We start from the raw sequence: 24,346 nt of genomic DNA, 5'->3' as shown, positions 1-24,346 counted from the left end.
CCACGGGCGGCTCAGCGCCGAGCCCGGATCAGTTGAAGGACTCCCCGCAGGCGCAGGTCCCCGCGGCGTTGGGGTTGTCGATGGTGAAGCCCTGCTTCTCGATGGAGTCGGCGAAGTCGATGGTAGCGCCCGACAGGTAGGGCACGCTCATGCGGTCCACGACCACCTCGACGGCCTCCATCTCGGCCCCCGCGGTGGGGAAGGATCGCACGGCGTCGCCGTCCAGGAGGCGCTCGTCGAAGTAGAGCTGGTAGACCAGACCCGAGCAGCCGCCGGGCTGGACGGCCACGCGCAGGCGCAGGTCGTCGCGGCCCTCCTGGATGAGGAGGCTGGCGACCTTGGCAGCCGCGGTCTCGGTGAGGATGACCTCGTGCTCGGCGACCTCGGTGCTCGGGGCGGTCGCAGTGGTCTCGGCCATGTCTGTCTCCTGTCAAGCGTTGGGTGGGATGCCTCGGGCCCAGGGCCCGTCCGGCTCTCTTCCACCGGGGCGAACACTGCGAGGCACGACCTTGTTCCCACCCACCCTACGCGCTCACCGCCCGGGGCGACGAGGCGGTGGGACAGGCACCCCCGCGCGCTCAGGCCAGTGTGACCAGTTCCATGTACTCCTCGCCCCACAGATCCTCGTCGCCGTCGGGCAGGAGGAGCACGCGGTCGGGGCTCAGGGCCTCCACGGCCCCCTCGTCGTGGGTGACCAGGACGACGGCGCCCGTGAAGGTGCCCAGGGCGCGCAGGATCTCCTCTCGGCTGGCCGGGTCGAGGTTGTTGGTGGGCTCGTCCAGGAGCAGGACATTGGCCGAGGAGACCACGAGCATGGCCAGGGCCAGCCGGGTCTTCTCCCCTCCTGAGAGCACCCGGGCGGGCTTGTCCGCATCGGATCCCGAGAAGAGGAAGGAGCCCAGGATGCTGCGCACCTGGGTGTCATCCAGGCCCGGGGCCGAGCGGCGCAGATTGCCCACCACGGTGTCGGAGGTGTCGATGGTCTCGTGCTCCTGGGCGTAGTAGCCGATCTTCAGGCCGTGGCCGGGAACCACCTGCCCGGAGTCGGGCTCCTCCGCCCCGCCCAGCAGGCGCAGCAGGGTGGTCTTGCCGGCGCCGTTGAGGCCCAGCACCACCACGCGCGACCCGCGGTCGATGGCCAGGTCCACCCCGGCGAACACCTCCAGGGACCCGTAGGCCTTGGACAGGCCCGTGGCGCGCAGCGGGGTCTTGCCGCAGGGGGCCGGGTCGGGGAAGCGCAGATGGGCCACCCGCTCGACGGCGCCCTCCTCCTCCAGTCCGGCCAGGAGCCTGTCGGCCCGCTTGAGCATCTGCTGGGCGGCCACGGCCTTGGTGGCCTTGGCCCGCATCTTCTCCCCCTGGCTGCGCAGGGCGGCGGCCTTCTTCTCGGCGTTGGCGCGCTCACGACGGCGCCGGTGCTCATCTTCGGCCCGCTGCTTGAGGTAGGCGTCCCAGCCCAGGTGGTAGACGTCGAGGGCGCCGCGTGCGGCGTCGAGGTAGAGGACCTGGTTGATGGTGTCGCGCAGCAGCTCGACGTCGTGGCTGATGACGATGAACCCGCCCGAGTAGGAGCGCAGGTGGTCTCGCAGCCAGACGATGGAGTCGTGGTCCAGGTGGTTGGTGGGCTCATCGAGCAGGAGGGTGTCCGGCTTCTGGAACAGCACGCGGGCGAGCTCGACCCTGCGCCGCTGACCGCCCGAGAGCGTGCCGATGGGCTGGTCCAGGATGCGCTCGGCCAGGCCCAGGGCGGCCGCGATGCGAGCCGCCTCGGAGGCCGCCGCGTAGCCCCCGGCCATGGTGAACTCGTGGTCCAGCCTGGTGTAGCGGTCCAGGGCCTTGGCCTGGGCACTCCCCTCGGTGGTGGCGATCCGCTCCTCGGCCTTGCGGATGCGGGCCAGGAGCTGGTCGATGCCGCGCGCCGAGAGGATGCGGTCGCGCGCCCTCTCCTCCAAGTCGCCGACCTTGGTGTCCTGGGGCAGGTAGCCCACCGAGCCCTGGCAGGCGATCTGCCCCTCGTGCTCGACCGCCTCCAGGCCGTGGCGCTCATCGGCGTCGGCCACGGCCTGGCTGGCGCCCTGGGCCACGCAGGCGGCGGCCAGCAGCTTGGTCATCGTGGTCTTGCCGGCGCCGTTGCGGCCCACCAGGCCGATGCGCATGCCCTTGTCCACGCGGAAGGAGGCGCCGCCCACCAGTTGGCGGGCACCGATGCGCATCGTCAGGTCCTGAACATTGATCACAACCGCAATGCTACGGCGCCGCCGCCCACCGGCGCTCCAGCGCCTCCAGACCCTTCAGGGCCGCTGGCAGGACTGGGAGTACTGTCAGCGCTGATGCCGCCGGCAGTGTCGGCAGCGTCGACAGCGTCGGCCAAGCCCGCCGCGCCGACGGCGCCAGCGGTGCCAGCGGTGCCGGGATGCCAGCGGGTCAGTCCCACCACATCCACCAGCCCGGCGCCCCGCCGGCCCACTCCGGGCGGAGCCGGCGGATCTCATCGGGCATGGCCAGGGCATCCAGGCCGTAGCGCTGGCTGACTCGGGCCCACAGCGCCTCGCACTGGCAGCCGTCTCGATGCTCGGGATGAACGTCGAGGTCCTGCAGGTCGTGGTCGGCCGCCCACAGGGCCTCCACGCTCAGGCGCTCGTCGTGGCGCTGGGGACCGATCCCGTATCCGGAGAGGCGGAGCTGGCCCTCAGATCCCGCGCATGCCTCCAGCAGGGTGCGCAGACTGGGCGCCAGATTCTGGCGGTCTGCCAGGTTGGCCTGGGGCAGGAGCTCCAGGAGCTGGCGCGCCGCCTCGCCGTCCATGCCGTGGAAGGGGACGTAGTCGCTCACAGGGCCTCCGCTCGCATCGATGAGCGGGGCACCGGCCCGCCCCTCGGGTGCCGGGCCGGGACTGCGCGCAGGGCCGGGCCATTGGTCCAGGATGCGCCACAGACCCAGCCTCACGCTCCAGCCGGGCGAGCCGTACAGGCCCTCCTCTGCCTGGCGCCCGGGCCACTGCCCTGGGGACAGCGGGGCCATGCCGTCCCCGTTATCTGCGACTCGGATCGGCGCCTCCGGCGGCTCAGCGCTCATAGGCGCCGGGGTCTCGATGACGCTTCGGCTCATCGTGGTCATGTGCTCCTCCTTGGTCCCTCGTGATCCGTTCATGGCCGGCCCCGCGGCAGGCCGCGTGCCCGAGTGCGGCACAGGGTCAGGGTGCGAGCCCAGGTGGCCAGCGTCACCTTGTGAGTCGACCGCTTGTGGAGCCGGCGAGCACTCGATACTCAGTCGCCATGTGGGGTTCCCGGCTCGCCGCGCGATTCCCGTGGATCACGGCGTGTGAGGAGCGGGCGTCGATGTGCTGAGACCAGCGGGTCTATGCCTTTCGCTGGTGGCCTAGTAGCCTGTGATGCTGTCCGTCTCCCTTGACGGATCGCGACAAGCGGTGCGCACAACCATCTTGGTCGCTGCTGGAGACCTCCGGACAGCGCAAGAGGCCGAGGCACCGGGAAAGGTCCCTTCATGGCAACCACCACGTCCACCCCAGAGGCGATCCTTGACGCCGTTGGTGGTCCTGGCAACATCATCCACCTCACCCACTGCGCCACCCGACTGCGCTTCGAGCTCAACGACGCCTCCGTCATCGACAAGGCCGCCGTTGAGGCGATCCCCGGAGTCATGGGTGCCGTCCCCCAGTCCGGAGACCGATACCAGATCATCATCGGCGGCGCCGTCCAGGGCGTCTACACCGACATCATGAACCTGCCGGCGATGAAGGGCCAGGGCGCCGATGCCTCGGATGCCGACGTCAAGGCGGCCGCCCGGGCCAAGGCCCGTGGCAAGAACGCCTACATCGACGCCTTCTTCGAGTACCTCTCGGACTCCTTCCGCCCCCTGCTGCCGGTGCTGCTCGGCGCCTCCCTCATCATCGCCTTCGAGGCCGTCCTCGACGCCGCCGGCTGGGTCGACTTCCGCGATGACACCGCCAAGGGAGCGACCTGGGTCTTCGTGGACGCGATGTGGCGCTCGGTGTTCTACTTCCTGCCGGTCATGGTGGCCTACAACGCCTCCAAGAAGCTCAACATCGACCCCTGGGTGGGCACCGCCGTCATGGCTGCGATGCTCACGCCCAACTTCATGAGCCTGAACTCCATGGCCTACACCGAGACCGAGGAGGGCTCGGGGCTGTACACGGCCGCGCTCATGTTCTCCGATCAGGTCACCTGCACGACCAACGAGACCCTGGGGACCGAGTCCTGCGTCGCCCAGGTCTTCGGGCTTCCCATGCAGCTCAACGACTATGGGGGCCAGGTCTTCGTGCCCTTGATCATGGCGGCGGTCCTGGCCGTGGTCTACAAGGGCCTGACGCGGATCTTCCCGCCCAACCTGCAGATGGTCTTCGTCCCCTTCTTCTCCTTCGTCATCATGATCCCGGTCACGGCCTTCGTCCTGGGCCCCATCGGCGTGTGGGCGGGTAACGGCATCGGCGCGGCGCTGGCATGGCTCAACGACAGCGCGCCCATCGTCTTCGCCATCATCATCCCGCTGCTCTACCCCTTCCTGGTGCCGCTGGGCCTGCACTGGCCGCTCAACGCCCTGATGCTCATCAACATCGACACCCTGGGCTACGACTTCATCCAGGGCCCCATGGGCGCCTGGAACTTCGCCTGCTTCGGCGCCACCGCCGGCGTGCTCGTCCTGGCCATCCGGGACAAGGACAAGGTCATGCGTCAGACCGCCTCCGGTGCTCTGGCAGCCGGGCTCTTCGGCGGAATCTCCGAGCCCAGCCTCTACGGTATCCACCTGCGCTTCAAGCGCATCTACCCGCGCATGCTGGTGGGCTGCGCCGTCGGCGGTCTCATCGTCGGCATCGGCGGCGGCCTGAAGGCCTCGACCTTCGTGTTCACCTCACTGCTGACCATCCCGGTCTTCTCCCCCATGGTGCTCTACATCATCGCCATCGCGGCGGCCTTCGCCACCTCGATGACCCTCATCGTCCTGACGGACTACCGCACCAAGGAGGAGCGCGCTGAGGCCGCCGCGGCGGCCGCCGGCGGCGCCGTCCAGGCCTCCGCCGAGGAGACCGCCGCGGACCTGGCCCTGGAGGCCGACTCCGCGAAGGACGCCGCTCCTGAGACCAAGCCGGCCCTCGAGCCCGGCGCGGTCACCGAGCTGCCCGCCCCCCTGACCGGCACGGTCATGCCCCTCGATGAGGTGGCCGACCCGGTCTTCTCCTCGGGCGCCGTCGGCCAGGGAGCCGGCCTGACCCCGGTGGGCGACATCGTCGTGACGGCCCCGGCGGACGGGACCGTGGTCGTGGCCCCCGCCTCCGGGCACGCCTTCGGCATCACCCTGGACAACGGCATCGAGATCCTCGTCCACGTGGGCCTGGACACCGTCAACCTTGAGGGCAAGGGCTTCGACGTCAAGGTCGCCCAGGGCGACCGCGTCAAGGCCGGCCAGGAACTGGTCACCGTGGACCGCGCGGTCGTCGAGGAGGCCGGCTACCCGCTGACCACCCCGGTGCTGGTGACCAACACGGCCTCCTTCGCCTCGGTGGAGGTCGTGGCCGAGGGCGAGATCGCCTCCGGCGCACCGCTGCTGCGCGTCACCGCCCCCGAGGCCTGATCGCCTCATCACCGCCAAGGGCCGGGCTCCTCCGTGGAGCCCGGCCCTTGGTGTATGCGCCTACCGCCGCCTCACGGGACGCGCAGCGCCCAGAAGGCCACTGCCGCCGCGGCCGCGACGTTGAGGGAGTCCACCCCGCCGGCCATGGGGATGCGCACGACGGCGTCGGCCGCCGCCACCGTCCTGGCCGCCAGGCCGTCCCCCTCGGTGCCCAGGATGACCGCGACCCGGGAATCCGCCCCCGTGCAAGCCGGCGAGGCGGCGAAGTCATCGAGGCTCACCGCCTCGGGGCTCAGGGCCAGGGCCGCCACCGTCATGCCCGCGCCATGCAGCTCGCCCATTGCGGGCCACGGGTCGATCCGGGTCCAGGGCACCTGGAAGACGGTGCCCATGGACACGCGCACGCTGCGCCGGTAGAGCGGGTCGGCGCAGCGCGGCGTGACCAGCACGGCGTCGATCCCCAGGGCCGCCGCTGAGCGGAAGGCGGCACCCACATTGGTGTGGTCCACCAGGTCCTCCAGGATCGCGACCCTGCGCGCCCCCTGCCCGCCCCGGGCATCGGCCAGGAGCTCGGGCACCGAGGCCAGGGCGGGGCGGTGCATGGCCGCCAGGGCGCCGCGGTGCAGGTGGAAGCCGGTGATGGACTCCAGGGCCTCCTCGGGGGCGAGGAAGACCGGCACCGGGCCGCCGTCAGCCCTGCCCTGGCAGCCGACCGCCGAGGCGATGACCGGGGCCATCTCCTCATAATGGCGCGGAGCCATGAGGAAGGAGCGCGGGGCGTGCCCTGCGGCGACCGCCCGGGAGATGACCTTGGTGGACTCGGCCATGTAGAGGCCCCGCTCCGTCTCCAGGCGACGGCGCAGCGCCACATCGGTCAGGCTCGTGTAGTCGGCCAGGCGCTCATCCCCGGCCCCGCTCAGCTCGATGATCATGCCGCGCCCCCGCCTCCGAGAGCCCAAGCGCGGCCGGTGGCACGACGGCCTGCGGCCCGCAGGGTCGTGTGGGAGGGAGCGCATGGCGCCGGATCGGGGGGATCGGGGCGGTGATGAGACAGCAGCACGGCGGGAAGACTAGACGCGCATGAGGTGCGCTGCCCAGGTCCTCCCGCCGTGCTGCCAGGCTGTGAGGCGCGGATCACCGGCTCACTGCTGGGGCTGGCCGCCCTCGGGGCTCACCGTCCCATAGTCGCCGGAGGGCGAGGAGGGCCGGGAGGCCGGCGGCACCGAGGGCGGCGCCGTCGGGGCGCCCGCGCCGCGGGGAGCACCGGGCACCTCCTCACTGGCCTCCTGGGAGGCAGACTCGGCCTCACCCCGGGCCTGGGCCAGGGCCTCCTCCGGAGTGGGCAGGTTGGTCGACGCCAGGTCCGAGGCGATCCCCAGGTCCAGGGAGGTCCCGGTCAGGTCCACGCCCACCGGGGCCTCCTCCCCCGAGCCCGAGGGCGCGGGGCCGGAGGACCTGCCGCCCAGTGCCCCGGAGATGCCGTCGAGTGCGGCGGTGAACTCCGTGGGCACGATCCACATCTTGGACGACGAGCCGTTGGCGATCTTGGGCAGGGTCTGCAGGTACTGGTAGGCCAGCAGCTTGGGGTCGGCGTTGCCGCGGTGAATGGCGTCGAAGACCTGGAGGATGGCGCGCGACTCACCCTGGGCCTTGAGGATGGCGGACTGGGCCTGGCCCTCGGCCCGCAGGATCGCGGACTGCTTGTCACCCTCGGCGGTCAGGATCTGGGACTGCTTGACGCCCTCGGCGGTCAGGATCGCGGCACGGCGGTCGCGCTCGGCGCGCATCTGCTGCTCCATGGCCCCCTGGATCGAGGCAGGCGGGTCAATGGACTTCAGCTCCACATTGGACACGCGGATGCCCCAGCGCCCGGTGGCCTGGTCCAGCACGCCGCGCAGCTGACCGTTGATCTGGTCGCGGCTGGTCAGCGTCTGCTCCAGGTCCATGGAGCCGATGACGTTACGCAGCGTGGTCACCGTCAGCTGCTCGATGGCCTGGAGGTAGCTGGCGATCTCGTAGGTGGCGCGCTTGGGATCGGTGACCTGGTAGTAGATGACCGAGTCGATGCTCACCACGAGGTTGTCGGAGGTGATCACCGGCTGGGGCGGGAAGGACACGACCTGCTCGCGCAGGTCCACGGTGGAGCGCACCCGGTCCACGAAGGGCACCAGGAAGTGCAGCCCGGCACCGTACTCGGCCTGGAACTTGCCCAGGCGCTCGACGATGATCGCGTAGCTCTGGGGCACGATCCGGACCGCGCGGAAGATCGCGACGATCACGAAGACCGCGATGAGGATGAGAATGACGAAGGGGATCATGGCGAACTCTGACACTTGCAGGGCCTCCTCATGAGGTAGTCGAGTGGGGGAACGTGACACGGGCAGTGTCTGGTGGTGGTCTCCGAGGACCTCAGGTGGCCTGGGGCGCGGTCGCCTGGGCGGGGGCCACGACGGCGATGGCGCCGTCGATGTCGACCACCGTCACCTTGGCGCCCGCGGCCAGGCGGTCGCCGGCGCCGGGGGCCAGGCGGGCGCTCCACTCGCCACCGGCCAGGCGGACGCGGCCACCGTGGTCATCGACGGCGGTCAGGGCCGTGGCCGAGCGCCCCACAAGGGCATCGGCATTGGTGCGCATCTCCGGTGTGGTCGCGGCCAGGCGCCGCCTGGCCCAGGGGCGCACCGCGAAGACCATGAGCACCGAGACCACGGCGAACACGACGACCTGCACGAACACGGGGGCGCCCAGGGCGGCGGCCACGGCCCCGCCCACGGCGCCCGCGGCGATCATGAGGAAGGTCAGCTCGGCGGTCAGTGTCTCGATGACGGTCAGGACAAGGGCTCCTGCGAGCCAGAGCAGCCATCCCATGATTTCCTCCTGATGCGGTCTGATGCGGTGTCCGGTTGATATGCGCCTCGGCCTCAGCGCTCCACGACACCTACTGGCCCCGGGCCCAGTAGCGCCCCCGGTCCGTGCGGATCTCCAGCGGCAGGCCGAAGGTGGCTGACATGACCGGGCCGGTCAGGACCTCGGCCAGGGGGCCGGCCGCCTCCGCGCTGCCCTGGCGCAGGGCCATGGCGTGGGTGAAGCCCACCGGGATCTCCTCCAGGTGGTGGGTGACCAGCAGCATGGAGGGCGCCCCGGGGGCGGAGATGATCTCGGTCAACGAGGCCAGGAGCTGCTCCCTGCCGGCGACGTCCAGCCCCGCCGCCGGCTCATCGAGGATGAGGAGCTCCGGGTCGGGCATGAGGGCCCGAGCCAGCTCGACGCGCTTGCGCTCACCCGAGGACAGGCTCGCCCAGCGCCGCTGCGCCAGATGACCGGCGCCCAGTGCGGCCAGCAGGCCGTGAGCCCGCTCGATGTCGAAGTCGTCGTACTCCTCGCGCCAGCGACCCACCATCCCGTAGGAGGCTGACAGCACAATGCCCAGGACCTCCTCGCCACCGCCCACGCGGGCGGCCAGGGCCGCCGAGCACAGGCCGATGCGCGGGTGCAGCTCGGCGATGTCGACCCTGCCCAGGCGCTCTCCGAGCACCCGGACGCTTCCCGAGGAGGGGAAGAGACGGGCGGCGGCGATCCGAGCGATGGTGGTCTTGCCTGCGCCGTTGGGGCCCAGGATCACCCAGTGCTCACCCTCGTCCACGCTCCAGGTGACCTGGTCGAGGATCTGGGTGGCACCACGATGGAGGCTGACGCCGTCGAGGTCGAGCACACTGGTCATGGCGCGATGCTACCGTGCGCGGGTGATCTCAGTCCCAGGTCCGCGCGGCCGGATGGGTCGGCGGCAAGGCCCGCCGTGGACGGCGCTCACCATCGCCAGGGCCCTGGCCCTCCAGGCCGACCGGGCCGGGCTCGGGCAGGGCACGGGAGGAGCATCGTAGGGTCGGCTGGTGAGCCTGACCCTCCCGCCCTCCGTCCTGCTGGCCCTGTGGCTGCCGTCCCCCTCCTCTCGAGGCGCCGCCGTCGTCGAGGGCCAGGACGGTGCGCATACGGTGGAGGACCCCACCATCAACGACTCAGACGACTCAGACGGCTCAGGCGACCCAGACGACCCGCTGCCCCTGTCCGCCTGGATGGCCCGGGTGGGCCGGCCCACGCGCGTGACGGCCGTGCTCCCGGCCCCAGCCGATCCCATCCCCGGGCTGCCACTGGCGCTGGAGGCGGGTGAGGCGGTCATCCACGAGAGCGGCCCGGGTCTGCGGCGCCTGCTGGTGCCCAGCCCCTCGGGCACCTCCATGGTGTGGCGGGTCAGCGCGCTGCCCACGGCGGCACCGCCCTTCGACGCCTCTCAGGCCCGGCGCGAGGTCCACCGGGCGACCCAGGAGGCCATCGAGGCGCTCATCGAGCTGGACCTGGCCCGCGAGCGCCCGGATCTGGCCGATGCCCTCAACGATCTGATCACCGCAGTCATCGATCCCCGCATCCTGCCGCCCGCGGTCGATCCGCGCCGGGTCGAGCTCCTGGAGCGCTCGGCGCGCCTGCTGGGGATCTGCGAGCTGGCCCTGGCCGACGACGGCGCGGCGGCCACGGCCCTGCAGGCCAGACGCCGTGCCGAGGTGCTGCGTCCGCTGGCGGCGGTGGCCAGGCGCGGGGTTAGCGCGGCCACTGAGCGGTGGGCGCCCACCTCCGGGGCTGCTGGCTGAGGGGTCGGCGTCGGGCGGGCCCCAGTTGAGCCCTGGGCTGGGCCCCGGGGCCTGCCCGCCTCCCCTGCGGGAGGGTCCGGGGTGCACCAAAAGGTGCCTGTCCCACAACGCTCTGTGTCCGCATCCCCCGCGGGAGGGTCCGGGAGACGGCGCCCACCCGGCCCGCCCTCCCCCACGACCTCCCTTAGCCTGCGATGGGGCCCCGGGACAGCGCGGCTGTCCCGGGGCCCCATCGCGGGCTTGAGGGTCGGCACCGGGCGGATCGCCGTCGTCCTCAGGGAAGGCGACGGGCCTGCCGGCGGGTGGGGCTCAGCCCTGCTCGAGCACCCAGGTGTAGACGTCCATGGTGCGCTGGGCGATGGCCTGCCAGGCGAAGTGATCCTCGACCCGGGCCCGGGCGGCCTTGCCCATGGCGCTGACCTTCGCGGGGTCGGTGACCAGGGCGGTCAGGCGCTCGGCCAGATCGGCCTCGAAGCGGGCGGGATCGATGGGGGTCCCCGTTCCGTCCTGAACCTGCTCGATGGGCACCAGCAGGCCGGTCTCGCCGTCGACGATGACATCGGGGATGCCCCCGGTGGCCGAGCCGACCACGGGCAGGCCCACGGCCATGGCCTCGAGGTTGACGATGCCCAGCGGCTCGTAGACGCTGGGGCACACGAACACGTCGGAGGCGGCCAGCACGGCGATGAGCTCGGGGCGCGGGAGCATCTCCTCGATCCACACCACGCCGGTGCGCTTGTCCCGCAGGCCCGCCACCAGGCCCTCGACCTCGGCCTTGATCTCGGGGGTGTCCGGCGCGCCGGCGCACAGGATCACCTGGACGTCGTCGGGCAGCATCTCGCAGGCGCGCAGCAGGTGGGGAAGGCCCTTCTGGCGGGTGATGCGCCCGACGAACACGACCGTGGGGCGCTGGGGGTCGATGCCCAGGCGCTCCAGGGTGGCCTGCGCCGCGGCGTCGGCCTCCTGCCCCTCGGGGCGCTGCCAGGCCTCCAGGTCGATGCCGTTGTGGACGACCTTGACGCGCTCGGGGTCCACGGCCGGATAGGAGCGCAGGATATCCTCGCGCATGCCGTTGGACACGGCGATGATCCCCGAGGCGGCCTCGTAGGCGGTGCGCTCGGCCCAGGACGACAGGGCGTAGCCGCCGCCGAGCTGCTCGGCCTTCCAGGGGCGCAGGGGCTCCAGGGAGTGGGCGGAGATGACGTGGGGCACGCCGTGAAGCAGGCCGGCCAGGTGGCCGGCCAGGTTGGCGTACCAGGTGTGGGAGTGGACCAGGTCGGTGCCCTCGGTCCCCTGGGCGATCTCCAGGTCGACGCCGAAGGTGCGCAGGGCGGCGTTGGCCTCGGCGAGCTCTGCGATCTCGGGGTAGCCGGTCACGCCCTCGTCGGCCCCCTCGGTGCCGGGCTCGCGCGGGCCCCCGAAGGCGTGGACGCGCACATCGGCCAGTGGTCGCAGCACCTTGGCCAGCTCGTTGACGTGGACTCCGGCTCCGCCGTAGATCTGGGGCGGGTACTCCTTGGTCAGCAGGTCGACCCTCATGGGCATGCCTCTCTGTTGTCGCGGTGAGCCGACCGCACCGCCTGCGGTGCAGGGCTGCGGCCGGTCGGCGCCGGGCCGCACCTCCGACGGTAGCCCGCCTGGGCGCATTACGGGAGCATTCGGGAGATTCACTAGTCCCATTCGGCCCCGCGCGGGCCCGTGAGGACGTAGTGTGTGCCACATGGCTCAACCACGTGTTCTCGCAATCGTCCTCGCAGGTGGTGAGGGCAAGCGCCTCATGCCCCTGACCGTCGATCGCGCCAAGCCCGCCGTGCCCTTCGGCGGCATCTACCGGCTCATCGACTTCTCCCTGTCCAACATGATCAACTCCGGCTTCCTCAAGGTCGTGGTGCTGACCCAGTACAAGTCCCACTCCCTGGACCGGCACATCTCCAAGACCTGGCGCATGTCGGACATGCTGGGCAACTACATCGCCCCGGTGCCCGCCCAGCAGCGCGTGGGCAAGCACTGGTTCCTCGGCTCGGCCGACGCGATCTACCAGTCCCTCAACCTGCTCGATGACGAGCGGCCGGACTATGTGGTCATCACCGGTGCGGACAACATCTACCGCATGGACTTCTCCCAGATGCTGGAGCACCACATCGCCTCGGGGCTGCCGTGCACCGTGGCGGGCATCCGCCAGCCGCGCTCCCTGGCCGACCAGTTCGGCGTCATCGAGACCGACCCGGACAACCGCGGCAAGATCAAGGCCTTCGTGGAGAAGCCCAAGGACACCCCCGGACTGCCCGACTCCCCTGAGGAGATCCTGGCCTCGATGGGCAACTACATCATGGATGCCGACGCCCTGCTGGAGGCGGTGACGGTCGACGCCGCCGACGAGGGCTCCAAGCACGACATGGGCGGCAACATCGTGCCCTGGTTCGTGGACCGCGGCGCCGCCGGCGTCTACGACTTCAAGGACAACCACGTCCCGGGGTCCTCGGAGCGGGACCGGGACTACTGGCGCGATGTGGGGACGGTGGACGCCTTCTTCGACGCCCACCAGGACCTGATCTCGGTGACCCCCGTGTTCAACCTGTACAACGACCGCTGGCCGCTGTTCGCCGGCTACCAGGCGGCCATGCCCCCGGCGAAGTTCGTCTACGGGCACCACGAGCGCCTGGGGCACGCGGTGGACTCCATCGTCTCTCCGGGCGTCATCGTCTCGGGAGGCGAGGTCATCTCCTCGGTCCTGTCCCCCGGGGTGCGGGTGAACTCCTGGTCCTCGGTGCGCGAGTCCGTGCTCATGGACGGCGTTGAGGTGGGCCGCAACACGGTGGTCAACCGCGCCATCCTGGACAAGTACGTGCGCGTCGAGGAGGGCGCCATGGTGGGCATCGACCCTGAGCGCGACCGGGAGCGGGGCTTCACCGTCACCGAGTCGGGCATCACCGTGGTCGCCAAGGGCCAGGTGGTCGCTCGCTGAGCCCCTGCCGCGCAGGCGGACGCCGTCGTCGGGCCATTAGTGGTGGCCGGCGGCGGCGCCTTGGCGTGCCGGGGCATGCGGGTTGGTCGCGGGGCGATCTCCATGCCGCGGTGGGCAGCCGCGACGGCGGGGCCGGCAGTGGCTAGCATGCGGCCATGGATGCCACCTCCCCCCGCGTCTCCGGCTCGCCCGCCTCCGGCCCCCTGCGCGAGCGGGGGCCCGGGCTCCTGGTGATGGATGCGGACTCCACTCTTATCGAGCAGGAGGTCATCGAGATGCTCGCCGAGCATGCCGGTGCCCAGGAGCGGGTGGCCGAGGTCACCGATCGGGCGATGCGCGGGGAGATGGACTTCGCCGCCTCCCTGCACGAGCGGGTCGCGACCCTGGCGGGCCTGGAGGAGACGGTCTTCGCCGAGGTGCTCGCCCAGGTGCGCCTGACGCCGGGCGCTGAGGATCTCATCGAGGAGATGCACCGGCGCGGCTGCCGGGTGGGCGTGGTCTCAGGGGGCTTCGAGGAGGTGGTTGTGCCCCTGGCCCGGCGCCTGGGGATCGACCATGTGGCGGCCAACCGCCTGGAGACCGCCGAGGGCCGGCTCACGGGCCGGGTGGTCGGGCGCGTGGTGGACCGCGAGGTCAAGGAGATCATGCTGCGACAGTGGGCCGGGCAGGACGGGGTGGACATGGCGCGCACGGTGGCCGTGGGCGACGGCGCCAATGACCTGGGCATGATCGGGGCGGCGGGACTGGGAGTGGCCTTCTGCGCCAAGCCGGTCGTGGTCGAGCAGGCTCCGGCGGCCGTGCATGTGCGCGATCTGCGCGCCGTCCTCGATCTCCTCTAACCCTGACTCCGCCAATTTGCGTGAGTTCGTGCTTTTCCGGGCCCGGAGAAGTACGAACTCGCGCAAATTGGCGGAGTCAGCGGAGTCAGCGGGTCAGCGGCGGGCGGTGAGGATCTCACGGATGCGCGCCGTGCGGGGAGCCAGCTCCTGCCAGGCGCAGGGCACGTCCAGCAGGACGGCGGTGGCCGTGGGCACGCCGAAGGAGATCTGGGAGGCCAGGTCGTCATCGGTGTCGTGCAGGAGGTGGCCCAGGATGGAGATGGTCGGCTCATGGCCCACCACGATCACTGTGCGTGCCTGGGCCTGCTGACCGACCAAAAGCCTGAGGATCCCGTTGGCCCCCAGGGTGTAGATCTCCTCGTGCACCGAGGTTGCCGAGGGCTCCAGACGACGGCGGATGGGGCGGGCGGTCTCGCGGGCGCGGGTGGCCGGGGAGACCAGGAGCTGGTCGGCGGACACCAGGCGGCTGCGCAGCTCGCGCGCCAGCAGGTCCGCGAGCTCAGCGCCCTTGGAGCTCAGAGGACGCTCGATATCGGTGGCGGCGTCATGGGAGGCCTTGGAGTGGCGAACGAGGACGAGCCTGCGCATGGTATCCGTGCTCACGCGCACACCTTACGGCACCTTCGCCGCCCCGCGCTCCCCACAGCCTGCCCAGCGCCTCACCCAGCTCACCCAGCACCTCGCCGCACCGATCCGGATCCGCCCCTTCGCCGGCTCGGCCAGGCCCGTCGGGATCCGATCCGAATCCGATTCCGATCCGGGCCCGGCCCGGGTCTCAGTGCCCGGTGATGCCCGCTCCGCCGTCGGCATGGATGACCTGGCCGGTGGTGGCGGGCAGCCAGTCGGACAGCAGCGCCAGGGCGCTCCTGGCCACAGGGGCCGTGTCCTCGCCGTCCCAGCCGAGCGGGGCGCGCGCCTGCCAGCCGGCGAGGAGATCCTCGAAGCCGGGGATCGCCGAGGCTGCCGGGGTCCGCAGGGGCCCACAGCTCAGGGCGTTGACACGCACCCCCTGGCCGCCCAGCTCAACGGCCAGTGCGCGCACGCATGCCTCCAGGGCGGCCTTGAGCGGACCCATCCAGCCGTAGCCGCGGTGGGCGCGCTGGGAGTCGAAGCTCAGCGCCAGCACCGCCGAGCCTCTGGCCAGCAGGGGCCGGACGGCGTGAACCAGCCCGGGCAGGGATGCCGTCGAGACGGCGAAGGCCCGCTGGAGGGACTCCAGTCGGTCCGACCCCTCGGCCCCGGGCTCGCTGGGGAGCATGTCCCCCAGCAGGTCGCGCTCGGCGTGGGCGATGGCATGGACCAGGCCATCGAGCCGGGCCACGCCCAGGGCTCTCAGGCCTGCCTCCAGCCCGCCCAGGCTGGCCGGGTCCCCCGCGTCAAGGGCGATGGCGGGATCCAGGCCGAGCCTGCGGGCGGTGGCCGTGGTGATCGCCATGGTGGCCGGGGCACCGGTGAGGATGACTCGGGCCCCCTGGTCGGCGGCCAGGGCGGCGATGGATGAGGCGATGGATGTCGGGCGCAGAACACCGGTGACCAGGATGGTGCGGCCGGCCAGCAGGCCCGGGGCGGGGCTCATCGGCCCATTCCCATGCCGCCGTCGACCCCCAGGATGGTGCCGGTGATGTAGGAGGCGCCGGGTGAGGCCAGGAAGATGATCGGCCCGACCACCTCCTGGGGCTCGGCGAAGCGCCCCAGGGGGATCTGCTCCAGGTAGGCCTCACGGGCGGGCTGGGGCAGGGACGCGGTCATGTCGGTCTCCACGAATCCCGGGGCCACGGCATTGACGGTGATGGCCCGCGGGGCCAGCTCCCTGGCCAGGCTGCGGGTCAGGCCCTCGACCCCGGCCTTGGCGGCGCCGTAGGCAGCGAGCCCCACTCCCCCGCGCGCGGCGATGACCGAGGAGACCAGGATGATGCGCCCGCTGCGGGCGCGCATCATGGCGGGCAGCACCGCCCGCACGATGGCGAAGCTGCCGGTCAGATTGGTCTCCAGGGCCTGCTGCCACACCTGGGGCGGGGTGCGCGCCGCCAGGGCGTCGCGGCTGGCGCCCGCCGCGGCGATGAGCACCTGGGCCGGGCCGTGGGCCTGCGCGGCGGCCTCGGCGGCCTCCTTGAGGGCCTGCGGGTCAGTCACATCGGCGGACAGGCCCAGGACGCCCTCGGGGGCGGTCCCCGAGCGGGAGATCCCGGCGACCAGATCCCCCTGAGCGGCCATGGCACCGGCGACGGCCGCCCCGATGCCGCCGGAGGCCCCGGTGACGACGACGGCGCGCGGCTCATCCGATGCGAGTGGCTTCACGGGATCAAGCCTAGAGGAGACGGCCGCCGGGCCGTTGGGGGTCGGGGCCTTCAGGGCCACTGGCGGCTCGTGTGCCAGCATGGCCCGGTGATGATGACCGACGACGCCCGCCCCGCGGACACCGGCGCCCACCCTTCCCCCGGTGGCACCTCGGCGACCCGCCATGGGACGGCGCATGAGATGGCGCCCCTGCGCATCGGCCCCCTGGAGATCGCCACCCCGGTGGAGCTCGCGCCCATGGCCGGGGTGACCAACGCCTCCTTCCGGCGCCTGTGCCGGACCTTCGCCGAGGAGGCCCTGCCCCCCGGGCTGCGCCCGTCCCGGCCAGGCCCCCTCGTCACCGGGGACAACGGGCTGGCAGCGCCGGCGGGCCTGTACGTCACCGAGATGGTCACCACCCGCGCCCTGGTGGAGGCCAATGCCAAGACCCTGGACATGGTGCGCACCGACCCGGCTGAGAGGGTCCGCTCCATCCAGCTCTACGGGGTCGACCCCGCCACGGTGGCCGCGGCGGTGCGGATCCTGGTGGAGCGGGATCTGGCCGACCACATCGACCTGAACTTCGGCTGCCCGGTGCCCAAGGTGACCCGCAAGGGCGGGGGCGCGGCACTGCCCTGGAAGCGGGATCTGCTGGCGGCCATCATGCGCGAGGCCGTGGCCGCCTCGCAGGCCGCGGTGCGCGCCGCGCGACGCGACCGCGAGGTCCCGGTGACCATCAAGATGCGCCTGGGCATCGATGAGGAGCATGAGACCTTCCTGGATGCGGCCCGGGCGGCGGCCGACGCGGGCGTCTCCGCCCTGGCCCTGCATGCGCGCACCGCCCGCCAGCACTACTCGGGGCAGGCGCGCTGGGACCAGATCGCCCGGCTCAAGGAGGCCACCGACCTGCCGGTGCTGGGCAACGGCGATATCTGGAGCGGGGCCGACGCCGTGGAGATGATGCGGGCCACCGGATGCGACGGCGTGGTGGTCGGCCGCGGGTGCCAGGGGCGCCCCTGGCTCTTCGCCGACATCGTGGCCACCATGCACAACCGCGCCGAGCAGGTCCTGGAGCGCGCCCGCCCGGACCTGGATGCCGTCATCGCGGTGATCCGCGAGCATGCCCGGATGCTGGCCGACGAGATGGGCGAGGACCGCGGCGTGCGGGACCTGCGCAAGCATGTGGGCTGGTATCTGCGGGGCTACCCGGTGGGAGGGGCGGCGCGCGCCGACCTCATGCGCGTGGCCTGCCTGGAGGAGCTCGATGCGGGCCTGGAGCGGATGCGCTCCCACCTTCCCGAGTCGGTCCCCTTCCCCGGTCCCGCCGCCGAGGGCCCGCGGGGGCGGGCCGGCAGCCCCAAGACCCCGCATCTGCCCGAGGGCTGGCTGGACTCCCCCTACCTGGCCGAGGCCGACCGCGGCCTCCTTTCCGAGGCCGAGTCCGACGCCTCCGGGGGCTGAGCCCGACGGCGGCCCTACCGGCGCCCGGGCGAGAGTCGACCGGCGTCCGCGGGGTCAGTGCTCCTCGGGCACGGCGGTGGTGCGGCACAGGGCCGCGGCGATCGCGGTGGTGGCGGGGATGGCCAGGACCAGGCCGATGGAGGAGACCAGGGTGCGCACGATCTCCTCGGCGATCTCCCCCGACAGGAGGGTGCCGGTCACCGGCCGGTCGATGAGGGAGGCCGACAGGATGAGCGGCAGCGCGGTGCCGGCGTAGGCGAAGGCCAGGGTGTAGACGGTCGAGGCGATGTGGTCGCGCCCGATGCTCATGCCCCCGGTGAACAGGCGCGTGCGCGACAGTGACGGGTTGGCGGCGTGCAGCTCCCAGACCGCCGAGGCCTGGGTGATGGTCACGTCGTTGAGCACGCCCAGGGCGGCCACCACCATCCCGCAGGTCAGCAGGGTCTGCAGGTCGATGCCCTCGACGACGGAGGCCAGGGTCAGGGCGGTCTCATCGGTGGCGCCGGTCAGGCTTGCGGCCTCGGTGCCCCACATGGACAGGCCGACGGTCAGCACCACCCCGGCCACCGTGCCCAGCAGGGCGGTGGTGGTGCGCACCGAGACTCCGTGGGCCACGTAGACCGCGGCCAGCATCATGGCCATGGAGCCCACGAGGGTCACCGCCAGTGGCGATGAGCCGTCCAGCAGGGCGGGGATCATGAAGAAGACCAGGACTCCGGTGGCCACGAGGAGCCCCAGGACGCTCAGGGCTCCCTTGCGCCCGGCCACGGCCACCACCAGCAGCAGGTAGACCACGGCCAGTGCCGCCACCGGCACCTGGCGCGTGTAGTCCACGTAGACGTAGGGGGTTCCCGAGGCCACGGCCTCGGGGGTGTACATGACCTGGAGCTCATCGCCCACATCGGCGATGTGGCGCGACTCGGCGGGGATGTGGACCGGCATGGTCAGCCCCTGGCCCTTGCCCGACTCGATGCGGGCGCACACGGCGTCGGCCAGCAGGGCGCCGCTGGAGATCCCCTCCAGCGCGCCGGAGTCGTCGGCGCAGTCGGCTGCGTTAAGGGAGGTGATGGTGGCGGTCTCCAGCTCGGTTCCCTTGGCGGTGAAGGGGCGCGAGCCCACCAGGGAGCTGGAGCCCGGCCACAGCACCACCAGGCCGATGAGTGTGGCCACCAGCAGGGGGATGACCAGCGCGGCCAGGACGATGCGCGCTCGTTTGGCCTCTGAGGCGTCCAGGTCGATGGGCCCATGGGAGTGGGAGTGCCCGTGCGAGTGCCCCTGGGAGTGCTCGGCGCCGGGTGACGCCGGGGCGTGGGCGTGACCCGGGACCCGGCCCCGGGCGCGATGGCGCCCCGCCGCCAGAGGGCGCTGGGGCTCCTCCCCCAGGTCGGAATCCGGCTCCAGGTCCTCGTGCGGGGTCGTCTCGTGGCTCACCGGACCATGATGCACGGCCACGGCGCGCACCCTTGGGCAACCCGCCCGGGAGTTCCGCGTGGGCGATCCGCCCTGAGGACCCATCCGGTCTCGGTCGGATATGGGCCCGGGGGCGCGGCCAGGATCGCGCGTCCCGGCCGCGCCCCCGGTATGGCCGGGTCGCGCGGGGCGGCTCAGCAGCCGATGAGGCGCTCGGCCAGGTAGCGCTCCACGCCCTCGATCGGGATGCGCTCCTGGGCCATGGTGTCGCGCTGGCGCACGGTGACCGCCCCGTCCTGGGGCGAGTCGAAGTCGTAGGTCAGGCAGAAGGGCGTGCCCACCTCGTCCTGGCGGCGGTAGCGGCGGCCCACGGCGCCGGCGTCGTCGTAGTCGACGTTCCAGTTGCGGCGCAGGCGGGCGGCCAGCTCGCGGGCCGGGCCCGTCAGCTCCTCCTTGCGGCTCAGCGGCAGCACGGCGGCCTTGACCGGGGCGATGCGCGGGTCGAGCTTGAGCACGATGCGCGTGTCCGTCCCGCCCTTGGTGTTGGGGGCCTGGTCCTCGGTGTAGGCCTCCACGAGGAAGGCCATGAGGGAGCGGGTCAGCCCCGCCGCCGGCTCGATGACGTAGGGGGTCCAGCGCTCGGAGCGGCCCTGATCGAAGTAGGACAGGTCCTTGCCGGAGTGCTCGGCGTGCGTGGACAGGTCGAAGTCGGTCCGGTTGGCGATGCCCTCCAGCTCGCCCCACTCCGAGCCGGAGAAGCCGAATCGGTACTCCAGGTCGACGGTGCGCTTGGAGTAGTGGGAGAGCTTCTCCTGGGGGTGCTCGTAGAGGCGGATGTTGTCCGGGTCGATGCCCAGGTCCACGTACCAGGCTTTGCGGTGGTCGATCCAGTACTGGTGCCACTCCTCGTCGGTGCCCGGCTCGCAGAAGAACTCCATCTCCATCTGCTCGAACTCCCGGGTGCGGAAGATGAAGTTGCCGGGGGTGATCTCGTTGCGGAAGGACTTGCCCACCTGCCCGATCCCGAAGGGCGGCTTCTTGCGGGCCGCGCTCATGACATTGGTGAAGTTGACGAAGATGCCCTGGGCGGTCTCGGGGCGCAGGTAGTGCAGGCCGGACTCGTCGTCGACCGGGCCCAGGTAGGTCTTGAGCAGGCCGGAGAAGGAGCGCGGCTCGGTCCACGAGCCGGCCTGGCCGGTGACCGGGTCGGGAACCTGGTCCAGGGTCACCGTCTCGGGGTCCAGGCCCTTGCGCTCGGCGTACTCCTCGATGAGCTGGTCGGCGCGGTAGCGCCTGTGGGTGTGGAGGGACTCCACGAGCGGGTCGGTGAAGGCCTGGACGTGACCGGAGGCCACCCACACCTCGCGCGGGAGGATGACTGAGGAGTCCAGGCCCACGACGTCGTCGCGCGAGCGGACCATGTACTGCCACCACTGGCGCTTGATGTTCTCCTTGAGCTCCACCCCCAGCGGCCCGTAGTCCCAGGCGGAGCGGGTGCCGCCGTAGATCTCGCCGCAGGGGAAGACGAAGCCGCGGCGCTTGGCCAGGTTGATGACGGCGTCGAGTCGTGAGGGGGTCTGTGCCACCGGAATTCTCCTCAGGGGTCGTCGTGGCCCCACCTGGTTGGCGGGGACGAGTGCGGCCAGTCTATGCGGTGCCCCGGGCGGGGTGGGCACGCCGTGCTTGACCCTCGGCCGCGCACAGGTTGAGAATGATTCCCATGAAGACATCTGCCTCTCACTCATCGCGCCGGCTGCGCCGCCCCCTGGCAGCACTGGCGGCCCTGTCCCTGGCCGCGGCCCTGACGGCCTGCTCCGCCCTGGGAGGATCCGGCTCCTCGGGGGCCGGGGCCGACGGCAAGGTCGCCGTCTCGACCTCCTTCTACCCCATCACCTACCTGGTCCAGGCCGTGGGCGGGGAGCATGTCACCGTCACCTCGGTGACCCCGCCCAATGCCGAGCCCCACGACTACGAGCTGTCCCCCAAGGACGTCACCGCCCTGGGCCAGGCCTCGCTCATCGCCTACGTCCCCGGCTTCCAGCCCTCCCTGGACGAGGCCGTCGCCCAGGTCTCGGGCCCCACCGTCCTGGACCTGGGGCCGGCCGCCAACCTGGTCCACCACGAGGGCGTCGGCGAGCACCACCACGATCACGGCGACCACGGCGAGGAGGACCCGCAAGCCTCCCAGGAGCCCTCCGCCCACGCCCACGATGATGACCACTCCCACGAGGGCGAGGAGGGGCATGGGGATCATGGGGATCATGGGGATCACGAGGACGAGGCCGCCCCCGCCCAGAGCGCCACGCCCTCCGCGCAGGCCCATGATGAGGACTCCCACGAGGCCCTGGACCCGCATTTCTGGCTCGACCCCGAGCGCATGACCGCCGCGGCCCAGGCCGTTGAGGCGGCCCTGTCCAAGGCCGACCCCGATCACGCCGCGGACTACAAGGCGAACCTGGACACGGTCATCACCTCCCTGGGCGCGCTGGACACCAACTACGGCGACGGCCTGAAGACCTGCGAGCGCACCACCGTGGTGACCACCCACGCGGCCTTCGGCTACCTCACCGAGCGCTACGGCCTGACCCAGGCCTCCATCTCCGGCCTCGACCCGGAGTCCGAGCCCAGCCCCGCCGAGCTGGCCGCTGTCAAGAAGGTGGTCCAGGACACCGGCACGACGACGATCTTCACCGAGGAGCTCGTCTCGCCCAAGACCGCCGAGGCCCTGGCGGCTGAGACCGGCGCCACGACCGCCGTGCTGAGCCCCTTGGAGTCGGCCCCCGAGAAGGGCGACTATATTGACGCCATGACCGCCAATCTTGAGGCTCTCAAGACTGGGCTGGGATGCCGGTGAGGCCCCACCGCTGATGAGCCCGTCCCCCCGTGACGCGACGCCGCCCGACCACCCGCGGGCGGCGTCGCCGCGCTGCGCCGAAAGCCCCGACAGGGCCCGGAGCGCCGCTGATGCCACTGACGCCACTGGCGCCGCGCCCGTCGAGGTGAGCCAGGCCAGCGTGGTCCTGGGATCGAGCCTGATTCTCGACGGCGTCGACCTGCAGGTGGGCCCGGGGGAATCCGTGGCCCTGCTGGGGGCCAACGGCTCGGGGAAGTCCACGCTGGTCAAAACCGTCCTGGGGCTGGTCCCCCTGGTCGGCGGGACGGTCAGGCTCCTGGGGACTCCGGTGCGCCGTCGCCGCGATGTGGCATGGGACCGCGTGGGCTACGTGCCCCAGCGGGTGACGGCCTCCTCCGGCGTTCCGGCCACCGCCCTGGAGGTGGTGCGCTCCGGGCTGCTGGGGCCCACCCGCCCCTGGGCGGATCGGGGCCGGCGGGCGGCCCAGCGCGCCATGGAGGCCCTCGACGCCGTCGGGCTGGCCGATCGCGCCGGCGACCACGTCCAGGTCCTCTCCGGGGGCCAGGCCCAGCGCGTCCTCATCGCCCGGGCCCTGGTGCGGTCCCCCGAGCTGCTCATCCTCGATGAGCCCCTGGCCGGCATCGACCGGGCCAGCCGCGAGTCCCTGGCCGCCATCCTGGCCGATCTGCGCTCCCGGGGCCTGACCCTGGTGACCGTGCTCCACGAGATGGGCGAGCTGGCCGAGGTCGTGGAGCGGGCCGTGGTCCTGGCCGACGGGCGCGTGGTGATGGACGTGCCGGCCCACCGGGTCCTGCCGGCCCATCACGACCACTCCCGTCATGCCGAGCTCGGCCATGACACGGCCGAGGACTGTGAGCACCAGCACCTCCACGGCCCCACCGGCCCCGCTCAGCACCGCGCCCCGGCGCTGAGCGCCGACCCCGTCCGACAGGAGCCCCGCTGATGCTGGCCGACCTCGCCCAGATGCTCGCCAGCCCCCTGATGCAGCGGGCCTTCATCGTGGCCGTTCTGGTGGGACTGGCCGCGCCCGTGGTGGGCACCTACCTGGTCCAGCGCGGCCTGGCGCTGCTGGGTGACGGGATCGGGCATATCGCCCTGACGGGCATCGCCCTGGGCTGGCTGGCCGGGGCGGCGGCCCACGCCACGCCGCGCGACGCGCTGGCCATCCCCGGGGCGATCATCGCCAGCATCGTGGGCGCGGTGGTCATCGAGGTCATCCGGGCCCGGGGCCGCACCCGCGGGGACGTGGCCCTGGCGCTGCTGTTCTACGGGGGCATCGCCGGAGGCGCGGTGCTCATCAAGCTCGCCGGGGGGACGACCACCAACCTCAACGCCTACCTGTTCGGCTCCATCTCCACGGTCTCGGTGTCCGACGCCTGGTTCACCATCATCCTGGCGGCAGGGGTCCTCATCGTGGGCCTGGGGCTGCGCGGTCCCCTGTTCGCCCTGTGCCATGACGAGGAGTTCGCCCGATCCTGCGGCCTGCCCACCGGGGCGCTCAACATCCTCATCGCCGTGGTGGCGGCCCTGACGGTCTCGGTGTCCATGCGGGTGGTGGGGGCGCTCATGGTCTCGGCGGTCATGATCGTGCCGGTGGCCATCGCCCAGCTGGTCTGCCGCTCCTTCACCCGTACCATGCACCTGGCCATGGGCCTGGGGGTGGCGGCCTGCGTCAGCGGCCTGGTCATCACCTACGTCTGGGCCCTGTCCCCCGGGGCGATGATCGTGGTCCTGCTTGTGGGGGCCTACGCAGCCGTCGCGATCGGCTCGGGAGCGGTACGGTTGGTCAGCCGGGAACGTCACCGTCAGGAGGCCAGCCGATGACCGAGAGGTCCGCCCGCCGCTCCACCCGCCAGAGAGCGGCCGTGGTCGACATCCTGGAGCGCACCGATGAGTTCCGCTCCGCTCAGCAGATCCACTCCGCCCTGGACGCGGAGGGCACCCGGGTGGGCCTGGCCACCGTCTACCGCAACCTGCAGGCCCTGGCGGAGTCCGGGCAGGTCGACCAGCTGCGCAGCGCCGACGGCGAACTGCTCTACCGGGCCTGCGCGGGCAGCGAGCACCACCACCACATCGTGTGCCGCAGCTGCGGGCGCACCGTGGAGGTCGCCGGCGGGGAGCTGGAGGCCTGGATCGAGAGGGTCTCGAGGGAGCACGGATTCACCTCCATGGTGCACACGGCGGAGTTCTTCGGCCTGTGCGCCTCCTGCTCGGCTCCCACCGCGTAGTACACGTAGTACTTGCTCGAGACGGGTCTCATCCCCGCGCC

At 71.9% G+C, this 24,346-nt stretch carries 22 protein-coding genes; 9 read left to right on the top strand and 13 right to left on the bottom strand.

The genetic code is table 11. The annotated features are described in order from the left end of the window. Positions 1–28: 28 nt before the first annotated feature. From EL266_RS08380 to EL266_RS08370, 3 genes are all read right to left on the bottom strand, one after another. Complete coding sequence (locus EL266_RS08380) at positions 29–418, bottom strand: HesB/IscA family protein (protein ID WP_026427706.1); 390 nt, start codon at positions 416–418, stop codon at positions 29–31. A 160-nt stretch (positions 419–578) separates the two neighbouring features. Beyond that, positions 579–2,237 carry an ABC-F family ATP-binding cassette domain-containing protein gene (locus EL266_RS08375; RefSeq protein WP_026427705.1) on the bottom strand — a complete coding sequence of 553 codons (1,659 nt, stop codon included), beginning with the start codon at positions 2,235–2,237 and terminating at the stop codon, positions 579–581. Positions 2,238–2,424: 187 nt separating this feature from the next. Then, the gene (locus EL266_RS08370) at positions 2,425–3,117 is read right to left on the bottom strand and encodes a hypothetical protein (protein WP_232011994.1); all 693 of its coding nucleotides are present in this window, start codon (positions 3,115–3,117) and stop codon (positions 2,425–2,427) included. A 387-nt stretch (positions 3,118–3,504) separates the two neighbouring features. On the opposite strand from EL266_RS08370, the gene EL266_RS08365 reads away from it, so the two are divergent. Further along, a complete protein-coding gene (locus tag EL266_RS08365; protein ID WP_026427703.1) occupies positions 3,505–5,610 on the top strand; it encodes a glucose PTS transporter subunit IIA in 2,106 nt (701 codons plus the stop codon). A 71-nt stretch (positions 5,611–5,681) separates the two neighbouring features. Here the strand turns inward: EL266_RS08365 and EL266_RS08360 are convergent, their stop codons facing one another. From EL266_RS08360 to EL266_RS08345, 4 genes are all read right to left on the bottom strand, one after another. Further along, positions 5,682–6,542 carry a TrmH family RNA methyltransferase gene (locus EL266_RS08360; protein ID WP_026427702.1) on the bottom strand — a complete coding sequence of 287 codons (861 nt, stop codon included), beginning with the start codon at positions 6,540–6,542 and terminating at the stop codon, positions 5,682–5,684. Positions 6,543–6,752: 210 nt separating this feature from the next. Next, positions 6,753–7,928, bottom strand: coding sequence for an SPFH domain-containing protein (locus EL266_RS08355; RefSeq protein WP_051281388.1), 1,176 nt, complete (start codon positions 7,926–7,928; stop codon positions 6,753–6,755). Positions 7,929–8,019: 91 nt separating this feature from the next. Then, complete coding sequence (locus tag EL266_RS08350; protein ID WP_026427701.1) at positions 8,020–8,475, bottom strand: NfeD family protein; 456 nt, start codon at positions 8,473–8,475, stop codon at positions 8,020–8,022. Between the two features lie 70 nt (positions 8,476–8,545). Continuing rightward, the gene (locus EL266_RS08345; protein WP_026427700.1) at positions 8,546–9,328 is read right to left on the bottom strand and encodes an ABC transporter ATP-binding protein; all 783 of its coding nucleotides are present in this window, start codon (positions 9,326–9,328) and stop codon (positions 8,546–8,548) included. Between the two features lie 166 nt (positions 9,329–9,494). On the opposite strand from EL266_RS08345, the gene EL266_RS08340 reads away from it, so the two are divergent. Further along, on the top strand, positions 9,495–10,250 hold the full coding sequence (locus EL266_RS08340) for a hypothetical protein (protein ID WP_026427699.1): 756 nt from the start codon (positions 9,495–9,497) through the stop codon (positions 10,248–10,250). Positions 10,251–10,559: 309 nt separating this feature from the next. Here EL266_RS08340 and glgA read toward each other — a convergent pair whose 3' ends face one another. After that, entirely contained in the window at positions 10,560–11,789 is a 1,230-nt protein-coding gene (gene glgA / locus EL266_RS08335) for a glycogen synthase (RefSeq protein WP_026427698.1), read from the bottom strand. 181 nt (positions 11,790–11,970) lie between these two features. Between glgA and glgC the strand changes: the two genes are divergently transcribed. Together glgC and serB are read left to right on the top strand one after the other, a co-directional pair. Further along, the gene (gene glgC / locus EL266_RS08330) at positions 11,971–13,215 is read left to right on the top strand and encodes a glucose-1-phosphate adenylyltransferase (RefSeq protein ID WP_026427697.1); all 1,245 of its coding nucleotides are present in this window, start codon (positions 11,971–11,973) and stop codon (positions 13,213–13,215) included. 155 nt (positions 13,216–13,370) lie between these two features. Continuing rightward, positions 13,371–14,054: a phosphoserine phosphatase SerB gene (gene serB, locus EL266_RS08325; protein ID WP_026427696.1), complete on the top strand. Its 684-nt coding sequence runs from the start codon at positions 13,371–13,373 to the stop codon at positions 14,052–14,054. Positions 14,055–14,147: 93 nt separating this feature from the next. Here the strand turns inward: serB and EL266_RS08320 are convergent, their stop codons facing one another. The 3 genes from EL266_RS08320 to EL266_RS08310 form a co-directional block, all read right to left on the bottom strand. Next, positions 14,148–14,657 carry a SixA phosphatase family protein gene (locus EL266_RS08320; protein ID WP_034515440.1) on the bottom strand — a complete coding sequence of 170 codons (510 nt, stop codon included), beginning with the start codon at positions 14,655–14,657 and terminating at the stop codon, positions 14,148–14,150. A gap of 172 nt (positions 14,658–14,829) precedes the next feature. After that, on the bottom strand, positions 14,830–15,630 hold the full coding sequence (locus EL266_RS08315; protein ID WP_026427694.1) for an SDR family oxidoreductase: 801 nt from the start codon (positions 15,628–15,630) through the stop codon (positions 14,830–14,832). After that, entirely contained in the window at positions 15,627–16,352 is a 726-nt protein-coding gene (locus EL266_RS08310; protein WP_026427693.1) for an SDR family oxidoreductase, read from the bottom strand. Before EL266_RS08310 ends, EL266_RS08315 begins: the two co-directional genes overlap by 4 nt. A gap of 180 nt (positions 16,353–16,532) precedes the next feature. Between EL266_RS08310 and dusB the strand changes: the two genes are divergently transcribed. Further along, positions 16,533–17,792 (top strand): tRNA dihydrouridine synthase DusB, encoded by a 1,260-nt coding sequence (dusB, locus tag EL266_RS08305; RefSeq protein WP_026427692.1) that lies wholly within the window; start codon positions 16,533–16,535, stop codon positions 17,790–17,792. A 54-nt stretch (positions 17,793–17,846) separates the two neighbouring features. On the opposite strand, the gene EL266_RS08300 is transcribed toward dusB, so the two are convergent. Beyond that, the gene (locus EL266_RS08300) at positions 17,847–19,223 is read right to left on the bottom strand and encodes a YibE/F family protein (protein ID WP_408608459.1); all 1,377 of its coding nucleotides are present in this window, start codon (positions 19,221–19,223) and stop codon (positions 17,847–17,849) included. A gap of 173 nt (positions 19,224–19,396) precedes the next feature. Continuing rightward, on the bottom strand, positions 19,397–20,788 hold the full coding sequence (locus EL266_RS08295; RefSeq protein WP_026427691.1) for a glycine--tRNA ligase: 1,392 nt from the start codon (positions 20,786–20,788) through the stop codon (positions 19,397–19,399). 125 nt (positions 20,789–20,913) lie between these two features. Between EL266_RS08295 and EL266_RS08290 the strand changes: the two genes are divergently transcribed. The 4 genes from EL266_RS08290 to EL266_RS08275 are packed head-to-tail and all read left to right on the top strand — an operon-like array spanning position 20,914 to position 24,305. Further along, positions 20,914–22,056 (top strand): metal ABC transporter substrate-binding protein, encoded by a 1,143-nt coding sequence (locus EL266_RS08290; protein WP_051281366.1) that lies wholly within the window; start codon positions 20,914–20,916, stop codon positions 22,054–22,056. A gap of 13 nt (positions 22,057–22,069) precedes the next feature. Further along, entirely contained in the window at positions 22,070–23,020 is a 951-nt protein-coding gene (locus EL266_RS08285) for a metal ABC transporter ATP-binding protein (protein ID WP_034515358.1), read from the top strand. Next, positions 23,020–23,901 carry a metal ABC transporter permease gene (locus tag EL266_RS08280; protein WP_026427689.1) on the top strand — a complete coding sequence of 294 codons (882 nt, stop codon included), beginning with the start codon at positions 23,020–23,022 and terminating at the stop codon, positions 23,899–23,901. Before EL266_RS08285 ends, EL266_RS08280 begins: the two co-directional genes overlap by 1 nt. Further along, complete coding sequence (locus EL266_RS08275; protein ID WP_026427688.1) at positions 23,898–24,305, top strand: Fur family transcriptional regulator; 408 nt, start codon at positions 23,898–23,900, stop codon at positions 24,303–24,305. The genes EL266_RS08280 and EL266_RS08275 overlap by 4 nt, the downstream gene beginning before the upstream one ends. The last annotated feature ends 41 nt before the right edge of the window (positions 24,306–24,346 follow it).

The organism is Actinomyces slackii, assembly GCF_900637295.1.
GTDB classification, from domain to species: Bacteria; Actinomycetota; Actinomycetes; order Actinomycetales; family Actinomycetaceae; genus Actinomyces; species Actinomyces slackii.
Note: the sequence above shows the minus strand (reverse complement) of the source record. Positions and strands in the feature narration are given on the sequence as shown.

Coding starts and splice junctions, on each gene's coding strand:
- EL266_RS08275 (WP_026427688.1), top strand. CDS start 23,898: ATGACCGAGAGGTCCGCCCGCCGCTCCACCCGCCAGAGAGCGGCCGTG.
- serB (WP_026427696.1), top strand. CDS start 13,371: ATGGATGCCACCTCCCCCCGCGTCTCCGGCTCGCCCGCCTCCGGCCCC.
- EL266_RS08290 (WP_051281366.1), top strand. CDS start 20,914: ATGATTCCCATGAAGACATCTGCCTCTCACTCATCGCGCCGGCTGCGC.
- EL266_RS08350 (WP_026427701.1), bottom strand. CDS start 8,475: ATGGGATGGCTGCTCTGGCTCGCAGGAGCCCTTGTCCTGACCGTCATC.
- EL266_RS08285 (WP_034515358.1), top strand. CDS start 22,070: ATGAGCCCGTCCCCCCGTGACGCGACGCCGCCCGACCACCCGCGGGCG.
- EL266_RS08315 (WP_026427694.1), bottom strand. CDS start 15,630: ATGAGCCCCGCCCCGGGCCTGCTGGCCGGCCGCACCATCCTGGTCACC.
- glgC (WP_026427697.1), top strand. CDS start 11,971: ATGGCTCAACCACGTGTTCTCGCAATCGTCCTCGCAGGTGGTGAGGGC.
- EL266_RS08370 (WP_232011994.1), bottom strand. CDS start 3,117: ATGACCACGATGAGCCGAAGCGTCATCGAGACCCCGGCGCCTATGAGC.
- dusB (WP_026427692.1), top strand. CDS start 16,533: ATGGCGCCCCTGCGCATCGGCCCCCTGGAGATCGCCACCCCGGTGGAG.
- EL266_RS08280 (WP_026427689.1), top strand. CDS start 23,020: ATGCTGGCCGACCTCGCCCAGATGCTCGCCAGCCCCCTGATGCAGCGG.
- glgA (WP_026427698.1), bottom strand. CDS start 11,789: ATGAGGGTCGACCTGCTGACCAAGGAGTACCCGCCCCAGATCTACGGC.
- EL266_RS08355 (WP_051281388.1), bottom strand. CDS start 7,928: ATGATCCCCTTCGTCATTCTCATCCTCATCGCGGTCTTCGTGATCGTC.
- EL266_RS08345 (WP_026427700.1), bottom strand. CDS start 9,328: ATGACCAGTGTGCTCGACCTCGACGGCGTCAGCCTCCATCGTGGTGCC.
- EL266_RS08360 (WP_026427702.1), bottom strand. CDS start 6,542: ATGATCATCGAGCTGAGCGGGGCCGGGGATGAGCGCCTGGCCGACTAC.
- EL266_RS08380 (WP_026427706.1), bottom strand. CDS start 418: ATGGCCGAGACCACTGCGACCGCCCCGAGCACCGAGGTCGCCGAGCAC.
- EL266_RS08365 (WP_026427703.1), top strand. CDS start 3,505: ATGGCAACCACCACGTCCACCCCAGAGGCGATCCTTGACGCCGTTGGT.